At 55.6% G+C, this 12,944-nt stretch carries 11 protein-coding genes; 7 read left to right on the top strand and 4 right to left on the bottom strand.

All coding sequences use genetic code 11. The annotated features are described in order from the left end of the window. Positions 1 to 10: 10 nt before the first annotated feature. Positions 11 to 1,252 (bottom strand): ABC transporter substrate-binding protein, encoded by a 1,242-nt coding sequence (locus IBT46_RS02310; RefSeq protein WP_200543672.1) that lies wholly within the window; start codon positions 1,250 to 1,252, stop codon positions 11 to 13. A gap of 724 nt (positions 1,253 to 1,976) precedes the next feature. Between IBT46_RS02310 and bglF the strand changes: the two genes are divergently transcribed. The 3 genes from bglF to IBT46_RS02325 all read left to right on the top strand — a co-directional run bounded on the left by bglF (position 1,977) and on the right by IBT46_RS02325 (position 6,757). Continuing rightward, complete coding sequence (bglF, locus tag IBT46_RS02315; protein ID WP_200543674.1) at positions 1,977 to 3,854, top strand: PTS beta-glucoside transporter subunit IIABC; 1,878 nt, start codon at positions 1,977 to 1,979, stop codon at positions 3,852 to 3,854. A gap of 21 nt (positions 3,855 to 3,875) precedes the next feature. Beyond that, positions 3,876 to 5,270 carry a glycoside hydrolase family 1 protein gene (locus IBT46_RS02320; protein ID WP_200543676.1) on the top strand — a complete coding sequence of 465 codons (1,395 nt, stop codon included), beginning with the start codon at positions 3,876 to 3,878 and terminating at the stop codon, positions 5,268 to 5,270. A 179-nt stretch (positions 5,271 to 5,449) separates the two neighbouring features. Then, positions 5,450 to 6,757, top strand: a complete 1,308-nt coding sequence (locus IBT46_RS02325; RefSeq protein WP_234479938.1) for a carbohydrate porin — start codon at positions 5,450 to 5,452, stop codon at positions 6,755 to 6,757. Between the two features lie 78 nt (positions 6,758 to 6,835). Here the strand turns inward: IBT46_RS02325 and licT are convergent, their stop codons facing one another. Next, a complete protein-coding gene (gene licT, locus IBT46_RS02330) occupies positions 6,836 to 7,702 on the bottom strand; it encodes a BglG family transcription antiterminator LicT (protein ID WP_200543680.1) in 867 nt (288 codons plus the stop codon). A 338-nt stretch (positions 7,703 to 8,040) separates the two neighbouring features. Between licT and IBT46_RS02335 the strand changes: the two genes are divergently transcribed. Together IBT46_RS02335 and IBT46_RS02340 are read left to right on the top strand one after the other, a co-directional pair. After that, positions 8,041 to 8,298: a DUF1902 domain-containing protein gene (locus IBT46_RS02335; RefSeq protein WP_105594694.1), complete on the top strand. Its 258-nt coding sequence runs from the start codon at positions 8,041 to 8,043 to the stop codon at positions 8,296 to 8,298. A 3-nt stretch (positions 8,299 to 8,301) separates the two neighbouring features. Beyond that, positions 8,302 to 8,499: a type II toxin-antitoxin system HicA family toxin gene (locus IBT46_RS02340; protein WP_200543682.1), complete on the top strand. Its 198-nt coding sequence runs from the start codon at positions 8,302 to 8,304 to the stop codon at positions 8,497 to 8,499. Between the two features lie 287 nt (positions 8,500 to 8,786). Here IBT46_RS02340 and IBT46_RS02345 read toward each other — a convergent pair whose 3' ends face one another. Continuing rightward, a complete protein-coding gene (locus IBT46_RS02345; protein WP_200543684.1) occupies positions 8,787 to 10,406 on the bottom strand; it encodes an ABC transporter substrate-binding protein in 1,620 nt (539 codons plus the stop codon). Between the two features lie 207 nt (positions 10,407 to 10,613). Here IBT46_RS02345 and mpaA point away from each other — a divergent pair, with 207 nt between their 5' ends. Then, complete coding sequence (gene mpaA, locus IBT46_RS02350; RefSeq protein ID WP_200543686.1) at positions 10,614 to 11,321, top strand: murein tripeptide amidase MpaA; 708 nt, start codon at positions 10,614 to 10,616, stop codon at positions 11,319 to 11,321. Here mpaA and ycjG read toward each other — a convergent pair. After that, positions 11,301 to 12,284 carry an L-Ala-D/L-Glu epimerase gene (gene ycjG, locus IBT46_RS02355; RefSeq protein WP_200543688.1) on the bottom strand — a complete coding sequence of 328 codons (984 nt, stop codon included), beginning with the start codon at positions 12,282 to 12,284 and terminating at the stop codon, positions 11,301 to 11,303. The two genes, mpaA and ycjG, sit on opposite strands and share 21 nt — an antisense overlap. A gap of 118 nt (positions 12,285 to 12,402) precedes the next feature. Between ycjG and tpx the strand changes: the two genes are divergently transcribed. After that, the gene (gene tpx / locus IBT46_RS02360) at positions 12,403 to 12,906 is read left to right on the top strand and encodes a thiol peroxidase (RefSeq protein WP_200543691.1); all 504 of its coding nucleotides are present in this window, start codon (positions 12,403 to 12,405) and stop codon (positions 12,904 to 12,906) included. Positions 12,907 to 12,944 lie beyond the last annotated feature (38 nt).

Here is a 12,944-nt window from a genome sequence, read left to right on the forward strand (position 1 = left end):
GCCGTTCTCCTTACAACTCAATCTGATACTGCCTGGTATCACGCGGATTTTTCTTCAAGTCGCAGACCATGGCGGTATCGACCGGTGCCTGGTGGGTGAAGGTTTCAAGAATCTTCATCTGATGATTTTCCACTTCGGCAATATGCACATCCAGCGTGCAGTGATGGGTCACCGGATCGACGATCAGCTGGCCACTCGGCGAGGTTAATGAAATGCCGGATTCCAGCGCTTCAATCACCTTCATGCGGTCGATATCCCCGGCCTTTCTCACCCCTTCCGCCCAGATCAGCATGCCCTGATAGGCTCCCATCGCCAGATCGCTGATGTACGGCACGCTGCTGCCGTAGCGGGCCTGGAATTTTTCCACAAAGGCTTTGTTTTCCGGGGTCGGAATTTCCTGCATATAGTTGGCGCAGACCAGAATGCCGTTGCTTTCCTCCGGCGACAGGATGATATGTTCGTTGCCGCCGCCAAACACGGTAGAAGCAATCGGGATCTTGCCGCTCATGCCCGAGGCGTGCCACTGGCGGTAGAATGAGATATGGGCCCCACCGACCAGCGCAGACCAGACCATATCCGGTTTGGCGCTCTGGATTTTTGAAATGGCGGCACCGAAATCCGTGACGTCCAGCGGGAAGAACTCCACGGCAACGGTTTCACCGTCGTTTTCTTTAACGAATTTTTTCACCCACGCCGAGACGATCTGCCCGTAGTTGTAATCCGCGGCGAGGATATAGACTTTTTTCCCCCACTTTTTCATCGCGTAGGGCACCAGTTTTTCCACGGTTTGCGCAGGCGTTGAGGCGGAAGAGAAATAGTTGCGGTCGCAGACGCCGCCCTCATACTGCGCGGGATAGAAGTAAAGAGAACGGAAACGGTCCAGCACCGGGCGGATCACTTCACGAGACGCTGAGGTAATGCCGCCGTGGACCACCGCGACTTTATCTTTTAATGCCGCCTGCTGGGCATACTGCGCATAAAGCTGCATGTTGGACTGCGCATCGTAATTAATAATCTGTACCGGACGCCCCAGTAATCCGCCTGCCGCGTTAATTTCTTCGGCCGCAAGATTAATGGCATCCGACATCGGTTTACCGTAGATATCAAGACCGCCGGACAGGTCCAGAATACTGGCGACTTTAATCGCCTCTTTCCCGTCAGCCGCCAGGCTGAATTTTGGCGCAATGCCTGCTGCCATGCCCAACGCAGATAATGCAGATCCCTGAATAAATGAACGACGACTAATAGCCATAGCACCCTCGAAGTGAAGTAGTTATGTTAATAAGAAGATTTCCGGGTTACGGACAGAAGCAATCAGAGACACGCAGACGGCGCTGTCTGCACAGGTTTGAAAGGCGGGCCACATCTTTGGGGCCGATGGTATCAAGCAATTAGCGGGCCATATTTTTACGTTTCATGACAAACGCAGCTATTCCGCGGTTGGATCTCACCTGAAAATAAATTATTTAACTGCGAAATTAAAAATGCGCACCAATAAACGACAATCGGCACCAAATCGGTGCATAAATATCGTTATCAATGGATTTTTATACTGGCACTTATAACAAAGTATGTGGCTTGGACAACAAAGAAAATATCATCACCACACCAGACAAAAACAATGAAACCGTTTTAATTCCTGCCATTTTTATCAACGAAGCCTATTCGTTTATATTAATAAAATAACTCAATGACGCTGCCGCCTGTCGTTCGTCAGCATCGCGGGTTGACCAACAACGGCTCAGACTGGAAAAAGGTGAGCCCGCTCACGAAATCCAGTTTTTGCCGTTTCCCCCCCTTGTCAGCCTGCCGTAACTGAGGAACTATTTGCGTCAACAAATCAGGATTGCTACTGAATTTCAGGCAAAACCTAAACAGCTTTTCATGGACCGTGGTCCGTCTGAAGCTGTTTAGGTTTTTTTTTGGCCTGAATTCAGTAACGGCCCGTGACAAGATGTCAGAACCAGGAGCATACGATGAAGTACCAGGCGTTATCAGAAGAGATCCTGCAAGGGGTTGGCGGCAAGGCAAATATCAGTTCGGTGATACATTGCGCAACCCGCCTGCGTTTTAAACTGAAGGACAGCAGTAAAGCCGATACCGCCGGGCTGAAGAACAACCCGGGCGTGATTATGGTCGTGGAAAGCGGCGGCCAGTATCAGGTGGTGATCGGCAATCACGTCGGTGACGTCTATCAGTCCCTGCTCTCCGTGGCGGGCCTGGGTGACGGGAGTGGCGACGGTAGCGATGAGCAGAAAGGATCGCTGCTTGCCCGTCTGATTGACGTCATCTCCGGTATTTTCACCCCGTTTATCGGCGTGATGGCCGCCTCCGGTATTCTGAAGGGATTACTCTCCCTGGCGCTGGCGCTAAACCTGATTAGCGAAGAGTCAGGCCTGTACAAAATTCTGTTTGTCGCCAGCGACGCGCTGTTCTACTTCCTGCCGGTGGTGCTGGGCTACTGCGCCGGTAAAAAATTCGGCGGCAACGCCTTCACCACGATGATTATCGGCGCGGCGCTGGTGCATCCGCTGATGCTGGCCGCGCTTACCGCCGAGCAAAGCGGTGCCGCACCGCTGCACGTCTTCGGCGTACCGGTCATTCTGATCAACTACAGCTCGTCGGTGATCCCGATTATTTTTGCCGCCTGGCTGTCGTGCCTGGTGGAACGCACGGTGCATACCCGCCTGCCGGGCGCGATTCGTAACTTCACCACCCCGCTGCTGTGCCTGGTGATCACCATCCCGCTGACCTTTATGGTGATTGGCCCGGCGGCCACATGGCTCAGCCATCTGCTGGCCGACGGCTATCTGGCAATCTATCAGTTCAGCCCGACTTTCGCCGGTGCCTTTATTGGGGCGTTCTGGCAGGTCTGTGTGATCTTCGGCCTGCACTGGAGCCTGGTGCCGATCATGATCAACAACCTCAGCGTGATCGGTTCAGATACCCTGCTGCCGCTGCTGATGCCTGCCGTGCTGGGCCAGGCCGGTGCCACTCTCGGCGTGATGCTGCGCACTCGTGATGCCAAAACCAAAGGCATCGCCGCCTCCGCCTTCAGCGCCAGCCTGTTTGGGATTACCGAACCGGCGGTGTACGGCATCACCCTGCCGAATCGCCGTCCGTTTATCTTCGGCTGCATCGGCGGCGCGATGGGTGCCGCCGTGCTGGGCTTCTGGCACACCACCTCTTACTCATTCGGCATGCCGTCAATCTTCACCTTCAGTCAGGTAGTGCCGAAAACCGGTTTTGACGCCAGCGTGGTGGCCTCGTTTGCCGGTGCGGTCATTGCCCTAGTGTTTGCCGCCGTTGCCACCTGGCTGTTTGGCCTGCCCGCTGTGAAGGCAGAAGAGGCACCGGCCCCGGTGCCGCAGGCAGTGGTCAACCCTGACCTGCTGGCGAAAACCCAGATCGCCAGCCCGATGACCGGCGCGGTGGTGGCGCTGGTGCAGGTGCCGGATGAAACCTTCGCCAGCGGCCTGCTGGGAAAAGGCGTCGGCATTCAGCCCACCGTGGGCCGCGTGCTGTCACCGGTTAACGGCACCGTGGCCTCGCTGTTCCGTACCCGTCATGCGATTGGCCTTGAAGCCGATAACGGTGCGGAAGTGCTGATCCACGTGGGCATCGACACGGTAAAACTCGACGGTCTGCACTTTACCGCACACGTCAGCCAGGACGACCGCGTCAGCGTCGGCGATCTGCTGCTGGAGTTTGATATCGACGCGATCCGCGCCGCCGGATATGACCTGACCACGCCGGTGCTGGTGAGCAACAGTGATGACTATATCGACGTGCTGGTTGCCAGCCAGCAAAGCGAAGTGACCGCAGGCGATCCCCTGCTGGCGCTGATTAAATAATTTTTCAAAAGGAGAACCATCATGACTCAACGTTTCCCACAAGATTTCCTCTGGGGCGGCGCGGTTGCCGCTAACCAGGTTGAAGGTGCCTGGCAGACCGATGGTAAAGGCCTGTCGACCTCGGATCTTCAGCCACAGGGTATTTTCGGCGAGCGCATGGAACGCCAGGCTGGCGACTCAGGCATTAAAGATGTGGCCATCGACTTCTATCACCGCTATCCGGAAGACATCAAACTGTTCGCAGAGATGGGTTTCACCGTCCTGCGCACGTCGATCGCCTGGACCCGTATCTTCCCGGAAGGCGACGAGTCGCAGCCGAACGAAGCCGGACTGGCCTATTATGATCGTCTGTTTGACGAGATGGCGAAATACAACATTCAGCCTCTGGTGACACTGTCACACTACGAGATGCCGTACGGCCTGATCAAAAAGTACGGCGGCTGGGGCAGCCGTACCACCATCGCCTGCTTCGTGAAGTATGCGGAAACGGTGTTCGAGCGCTTTAAGCATAAGGTTAAGCACTGGCTGACCTTCAACGAAATCAATATGTCGCTGCATGCGCCGTTTACCGGCGTCGGTCTGCCGGAAGAGAGCAACAAACAGGCGGTGTATCAGGCCATCCACCATCAGCTGGTGGCCAGCGCGCTGGCGGTTAAAGCCTGCCATCAGATCGTCCCGGAAGGGAAAATCGGTAACATGCTGCTGGGCGCGATGCTCTATCCGCTGACGCCAAACCCGGCCGACGTGATGGAAACGCTGCAGCAGAACCGCGACTGGCTGTTCTTCGGCGATGTGCAGACCCGCGGCTATTACCCGTCTTATATGACCCGCTTCTTCCGGGAAAACGGTATTACGCTGGATATTACCGAGCAGGACAAAATCGACCTGCGCCAGCCGGTCGACTTTATCTCCTTCAGCTACTACATGACTGGCTGCGTCACCACTGACGAAGAGCTGAACCAGAAAGAGCGTGGAAACATTCTCAATATGGTGCCGAACCCGCATCTGGCGAGTTCCGAATGGGGCTGGCAGATCGACCCGGAAGGCCTGCGCTATCTGCTGAACGTGCTGTACGACCGTTATCAGAAGCCGCTGTTTATCGTTGAAAACGGCCTGGGTGCCCGCGATACCGTGGAAGCCGACGGTTCTATCAACGATGACTACCGCATCGCCTACCTTAACGATCACCTGGTTCAGGTGCGCGAAGCGATCGATGACGGCGTAGAAGTGCTGGGCTACACCTGCTGGGGGCCTATCGACCTGGTCAGCGCGTCAAAAGCCGAGTTCTCCAAGCGCTACGGTTTTATCTACGTCGATCGCGATGACCAGGGTAACGGCACCCTCACCCGCACCCGTAAGAAAAGTTTCTTCTGGTATCAGGACGTGATTAAAACTCACGGCGAATCACTGAAATAAACTATCCGGGCAGTGATGCTGCCCGATTAATTAACGCCCCATAAAAAACTGTTCCGCAATAACGGGAACAGGGGGCGTTGTCGTGCCCTAACCCTTCAGAATGAATATAAAAAATGAACAATATCTCTCTGCGTTTAAATAATAAGAACCGCCTGGCGCTGATCGCGCTCGCCGTTGGAATGAGTACTTCAGCCGCGTACGCGCAGGAGTGGAACGGCACCGCGCTGGGCTTCCAGGCCCCGCAGGAAGGGCTGCTGGGCGATATGCTGGGGATTCGCCCAATTCTGGAAGATAACGGCTTCCATTATAATTTAGGTTATTTAAGCCAGGTCTCCTATAACACCGGTGGCGGATATAATCACGATAAGCATGCCGCCTATATCGACCAGTTCTCTTTAACTTTCGCTCAGGATTTAGAAAAGCTGACCGGTATTCCCGATGCTAAAATTGAAGGAAATATCGTTAATCGTAACCACAACGACAGCCTGACCAATAAGCGCTTAAAAGACGACCGGGTTAATTTCAACGATATTTCACAGGAAAGCTACGGCGGCCAGTCCATTACCCGTCTGGGCTGGCTGACCTTCTCGCGTACCTTTGACGATCGCCGCCTGCAGTGGCGTATCGGTATGATGAATAAAAACCAGGACTTCGACCAGATTATCCCGTGCGACTTCCAGCTGCTTTCGCAGTGCGGCGGCAAATCCGCTAACTCGATGACCTGGTATAACTGGAATGCCCACTACTGGGGAACCACCCTGCAATATAAGCTGACCGACGAGCTGACGATCAAGGGGGGCATCATGGAACAGAACCCTGATGCCACCGCCCGCAGTCACGCGTGGAGCTGGTCAACCAAAGGCAGCAAGGGAATGCTGCTGCCGCTTGAACTGGAGCTGAAAACCCACGTCAACGACCTGCCGGGGATCTATAACGTCGGCGTGCTGTTTACCAATGCGAAGCAGTACGATCTGTCCGAAGGGAAATCGCAGTCGCGCGGTGCCGATGACCCGGAAGGCTACCGCAGCTATAACCGCACGTGGTTCCTCTACACCGGCTTTAATCAGCAGCTTACCCGCCACGCCGATGACGCCACGCGCGGGCTGAGCACCTCATGGAGCCTCGGCCTGAGCGACCAGCGCAGCAACTACATGCATGCCACGCTGGCCGGTTCCCTGCGCTATCACGGTCTGTTCGACGCGCGCCCGGATGACTGGATTGGTTTTGGTGCCAGCTATATCAAAATGAGCGATCACTATCGCGACAATCAGCAGGCGCTGAACGACATTCAGGGCGTGGATGACTACGGCAACCCGCTCTACAGCCCGCTGCCTGGCCACTCGGTGAACGCCGAGCTGTACTATTGTCTGCGCGTGACCTCCTGGCTGGAGCTGCAGCCCGCACTGCAGTACTGGCATCGCCCCGGCGGCCTGAAAGAAACTCAGGATGCGTGGGTCACCGGGCTGAAAACGGTGGTCACCTTCTGATCGACCCGGTCCGTATCTGAGACATAAAAAAGGGTGCTGGCATGATTGCCAGCACCCTTTTTCGTTTCGCCGCTGATATCAGGCTTCGTCGTCGCTCTCACCCAGCGCCAGCGTCTCTTTGCGCACCCGTTCAATATGAATGGTCAGGAACATGCGCTCCTCACTGCCCAGCTTGTACTGATAGTTTTTAATGATGTGGCGATCGATTTTATCCACGCACTTATACGCCTGCGGATAGCGATCGCGAACGACATCGTGCAGAGACTCATCGTCGCTGTAAACGCCCTGCTTACCGAGCATACGCTGGGAAAAAAATTTCAGGTGGGTAACAAAGCGGTTGTAGCTGAGGGAGTCGGTCTGGTAGTCCAGCTGCAGCTGGTATTTCACAATGTGCAGGATCTCCTGCATAAATTTGGTGATATGCATCACCGCCGGCATTTCGCTGTCCAGCTGCGCGTTAACCAGGTGTAGCGCTATAAAACCCGCTTCATCGTCGCTCATCCTTACCTTCAGGCGCTTCTCGATAATATCCAGCGCGGCCAGGCCGATGCCGTACTCCTTCGGATACAGGCTACGGATCTCCCACTGCAGCACGTTGCGGATGGGCAGATTCTGCTGATGGCGGACCAGCGCAAAATGAATATGATCGGTCAACGCAATCGCCACCTGCCCTTCATGCAGTGCGGTCCCCAGCTGCTGACGCGCCAGTGCGATCACACATTCGCTGGTGATGACCACTTCAATGGGGATCTCAGACAGCAGTTCGCTTAAACGGCCGGTCAGCTCGCGGCTTTTCAGGGCGAAGGTTTTCTCCACCAGCTGCGGGTCCAGTTCGTCGTTCGCGCGTTTTTTAAACGCCAGACCGCGCCCCATCACCACCTGTTCATTGCCGTGTTCGTCGTGAACGATCACCACGTTATTATTTAACACTTTCGCTATTTTCATTTCCCGGCCCGAAAACAAAAAAACCTGACCGCCGGAAAATCCGACAATCAGGTTTTGCCTGTATGATTACAGTAACAATCCAATCCCGCTACGATAATGGATAGATTTCGACTCACAAGTTCCTGGCCACCGAATTGTGATGTAACTCCCGATTTAGCGAGTCGGTATTGAATCGTATGCGTGTTCGCAGGTCAATCAGGCGAGGCCTCACCCCACTTGCGATTCGCCCATTTTTGGGTACTATTACCAGATTGGTAACACCTTGCGGGGCGTGACTAACCAACTTATACCCAATGTTCTTCGCAGGATCGGTTCTGACAGGGCACTGGAGGTTTTAAATGAAAATTGCATCTATCATCAAATTTCCTAAATCATTCAACGTGAATGTCTGCCACGATGCAGATGAAGGCGTTTGGGTGGCGGAGTGTGAAGAACTCGGTCTCGTTACTGAGGCCCCCACCTACGAAGAGCTAACCCAGCGTGTATGGGATATAGCCCCAGACCTTTATCGGATGAACGGTCTTGGAGAAAATCCTGAGCATCTCCGCCTGTCGTTCAATCATCAACAATCTTATTCGGAAAGAATTGCTCTCTGAACAATGGGAACGGGACTGTATCCAAAGCTAACGGAACTGCTATCGGCTGCCGGTTGTTTCTTTGACCGGCAGGGCAAGGGTAGCCATGAAATATGGTACAGCCCTGTTACACAGAAAAAATTCTCTGTGCCGTTTACCATCGTTTCGAAACATACTGCAAATGGCATTTTGAAACAGGCAGGTCTGGAAAAAGCTTTTTGACATTAACTCGTTAAAAACCGATCTACCCGTCACCCGTCTGCCACCACTTCTTGCTTTACTTCTTCATCTCTCCAGACATTCGAACCACAAGGATCTGACACCAGCCATTACAGCGGCCAAGGGGATTATGCCGACACCTGTATAGAAAGCCATCCAGCGAAGGTCACATCCTGGAAAACGTTCATTGTCCATAACGCGGAATAATCTACGAGAAAGGCCACCAGCAAATGCTGATGGCCTCTGAGTATTTAAATCGTTGCCGATCGTCTTTGAAGGCTGGTTAATTACTAGTGCTTCAGAATATACATCGTGCGGCTGTAAGCGACGTCTTCCGGGTTGGTAATCGGATAGCCCTTCACGTACGGTTTTATCAGTCGTCCGTTGGTGTACTGATAAATCGGTGCAATCGGCGCGCGTTCGGCAATCATCTGCTCGGCGCGGTTATAGTCGTCGTTGCGTGCTTTCGCGCTGGTTTCCCGGCTGGCTTTATCCATCAGCGCATCATATTCCGGGCTTTTAAAGCGGGCGATATTGCCGCTGTGCGCCGAAGTCAGCAGGCTGAGGAAGGTAGACGGCTCGTTATAATCGCCGACCCAGGAGGCGCGGATAATATCGAAGTTGCCGCTGTTGCGGCTGTCGATGTAGGTTTTCCACTCCTGGTTTTGTAGCTTAACGTTAACGCCCAGATTCTTCTTCCACATCGACGCGACGGCGATAGCGATTTTCTGGTGCGTTTCCGATGAGTTATACAGCAGGGTCAGGTCCAGCGGCTTCGATGGTCCGTAACCCGCCGCCGCCAGCAGAGATTTTGCCTGCGCATTGAGATCCGCCTGGCTGTGTTGCTGCAGGAAGCTTTCCTTCGGCGTAAACCCGGCGGTCACGTCCGGCGTGAAGTGCCAGGCCGGTTTTTCCCCGGTGCCCAGTACCTTTCCAGCGATGATTTTACGATCGATACTCCACGAAAGCGCCTGACGCACGCGCACGTCGGCGGTCGGCCCCTTCTGGGTATTGAAGGCATAATAGTACGTACCCAGCTGATCCGGGGTATACACCTCGCCCGGCAGCTGTTTTTTCAGCAGGCCGTACAGCTCTTTTGGGAAGGATTCGGTGATATCGATATCACCGGCGCGATAGCGTTTGGTGGCGCTCGACTCCTCGCTGATCGGCACAAAGGTGACCTTATTCAGCACCGAGTGGGCGTTGTCCCAGTAGTTCGGATTACGCACCAGAACCAGCTTTTCATTTACCACGCGGCTTTCCAGCTGATACGCGCCGTTGCCGACCAGGTTGCCGGGGCGAGTCCATTGGTCGCCAAACTGTTCGACGACTTTTTTCGGTACCGGGAACAGGCTGAAGTTGGCGGTCAGGCTGACAAAGTACGGCACCGGTTTATCCAGCGTCACTTTCAGGTGAGTGGCGTCGGTTGCCGTCACCCCCAGTTTGTCCGGCGTCATGGTGCCTTTGACGATAGCACCGGCGTTTTCAATACCTGCCAGTTCGGCAAACCACGCGAAAGTTGAGGTGTTTTTCGGATCGACCAGCCGCTGCCAGCTGTAGACGAAATCGTCGGCGGTAACCGGATCGCCGTTGGACCAGCGGGCGTCCTTACGCAGGGTGAAAATCCAGGTTTTGTTATCGTTGCTTTGCCAGCCGGTGGCGACGCCGGGGATGATTTTGCCGCTGGCATCCTGATTAGTCAGCCCTTCAAACAGATCGCGGATCACCGGGATTTCCGGCAGTCCCACGGCCTTGACCGGGTCCAGCGACGCCGGTTCATCTTTAATATGGCGCACAATTTCCTGGCTGGCCGCCAGCTGGGTCCCGGGCGGCACGTCGGCAGCGCGCGCGGCAGAGGAGATACACAGCGCCAGAACGGCGAGCGCGGGAACGGAAAAAGCCTTCTTCATAAAGACATCCTTAGCTGTCAGCAGCAGACGATAAGCGGCGGGTCTGAAATATTGCAGAAACTGTAGCGCAGTTTGTCGCGGAACAGGCATATTTTTCAACGGGCTGTGTCAAAAGCCTCACTTTTTTCTTTTACTGCCTGCCACCCACTCTCTGCTACGCTGATTTGAGTATAGTGTCAGCATGACGCCTTTTTTCTGGAGCCAATTATGTCGTTACTTCACCCCCGCCCGCTGCGTGGCCGCCTGGATACCAACGGAAAACAGTACGGACAGTCGCTGCTCGGCGCACCGCTGCTGTGGTTTCCTGCCCCGGCCGCCGATGAGGAAAGCGGGTTAATTCTTGCCGGCACTCACGGTGACGAAACCGCCGCCGTGGTCACCCTTTCCTGCGCCATGCGTTCTTTGCAGGACCAGTATCGCCGCCATCACGTGGTGCTGGCGGTGAATCCGGACGGCTGCCAGCTGGGGCTACGCGCCAATGCCAATGGCGTTGACCTTATCCGCAATTTCCCGGCGGCCAACTGGCAAAATGGCGACACGGTTTATCGCTGGAACAGCGCGGCGGAAGAACGGGACGTGCTGCTATCCACCGGAGATCGCGCCGGTTCAGAACCTGAAACTCAGGCGCTGTGCCAGCTCATCCATCAGTTGAAGCCACAGTGGATCGTCACCTTCCACGAACCGCTGGCCTGCATTGAAGATCCACATGAAAGCCCGCTGGGGCAGTGGCTGGCGGAGCAGACCGAACTGCCGCTGGTGACCAGTGTCGGCTATGCCACCCCCGGTTCGTTCGGCAGCTGGTGCGCCGACCTTAACCTGCCTTGTATTACCGCCGAACTGCCGCCGATTTCAGCCGATGAAGCCACCGAACGTTATCTGGCGGCGATGGTGGCGCTACTTCGCTGGCACCGCTGACAGCGTGATGCGCCCGCAGCTGAACGGCAGCGTGGGCTCTGCATCCACCGCCAGCCACGTCGGGCCGTCGAGATCCACAAACCGCGCCTTAGGTGCCAGCGGCAGCGCGGCGCGAATGGCGCGTGAGGTACAGAGCATGCAGCCGAGCATAATATCAAAGCCCTGCTGGCGCGCGTCCCCAGCCAGCGCCAGTGCTTCGGTCAGGCCGCCGGTTTTGTCCAGCTTGATATTGACCATCTCATAGCGGCCGCGCAGCCCCGGAAGATCCTGCCGCGTATGGCAGCTCTCATCGGCGCAGATCGGCAGCGGATGAATAAAGTTTTCCAGCGCCGCGTCTTCGCCTGCGGGCAGCGGCTGCTCCAGCATCGCCACCCCGAGATCGGCCAGCAGCTGGCAGCGCGCAGCCAGGCCTTCGGCATGCCAGGACTCATTGGCGTCAATAATCAGCGTGGCCTGAGGTACCGCCGCGCAAATGGCGACCAGGCGCTCGGCAATCAGATGATTATCCAGTTTAATTTTTAACAGCCTTGCCCCGTTTTGCCACAGGGCCAGCGCGCTGCTGGCCATCATTTCCGGCACGTCGATGCTGACGGTCTGCGCCATAGCGATAACCTGCGGTTCCGGCTCGGCGGTCAGCTGCCACAGACTGTGCTGGGTGAGCTGTGATTCCAGCTGCCACAGCGCGCTGTCGACGGCGTTGCGCGCCGCGCCTGCGGGCAGCGCCTGCTGAAGCTGCTCGCGGGTCATACCCTGCTCAAGCTGCGGGATGATGCCGCTAATCAGCGCCAGCACCGATGCTTCACTTTCGCCGTAGCGCGCATAGGGCGAACACTCACCCTGCACCCTGACGCCCTGCTCTTCCAGTTCAACGACCACCACCCCCACCTCATTGCGGGTGCCGCGGGCGATCACAAACGGCGTATGCAACGGCCAGCTTTCCGGGTACACCTTAACTGCTCTCATGCTCATGTCCTTATATGCCCTGGGCTTTTAATTTTGTTATCGTTTTTTACTGTCTCATAGCTTCAGCATGACATACACTGAAAGCGTTTAAACACCATTAACATTAAAAGGATAGTCTATGTCTCAGACCGTACATTTTCAGGGTAACCCGGTTTCCGTTGACGGCCAAATCCCTGGTCCAGGCCAGAGCGCGAAACCCTTTACCCTGGTCGCGAAAGACCTTGCCGATGTCTCTCTTTCGCAGTACGCAGGTAAACGTAAGGTGCTGAATATCTTCCCAAGTATTGATACCGGCGTTTGCGCGGCGTCAGTGCGTAAATTCAACCAGCTGGCTAACGACCTGGACAACACCGTGGTGCTGTGCATTTCTGCCGATCTGCCGTTCGCTCAGTCCCGCTTCTGCGGTTCTGACGGCCTGAGCAACGTGGTGACTCTGTCCACCCTGCGCGGCGGCGAGTTCAAGAAAGACTACGGTGTGGCAATTGCTGAAGGTCCGCTGGCCGGTCTGACTGCCCGTGCGGTAGTGGTGCTGGATGAGCAGGACAACGTGCTGTACAGCGAGCTGGTGAATGAAATCACCACCGAGCCAGACTACGATGCGGCGCTGGCTGCACTGAAGTAACTGTGTTGCAGGCCAGCCGTCCGGCTGGCCTTCTTGTT

Source organism: Erwinia sp. S38, assembly GCF_016624545.1.
GTDB lineage: Bacteria > Pseudomonadota > Gammaproteobacteria > Enterobacterales > Enterobacteriaceae > Erwinia > Erwinia coffeiphila.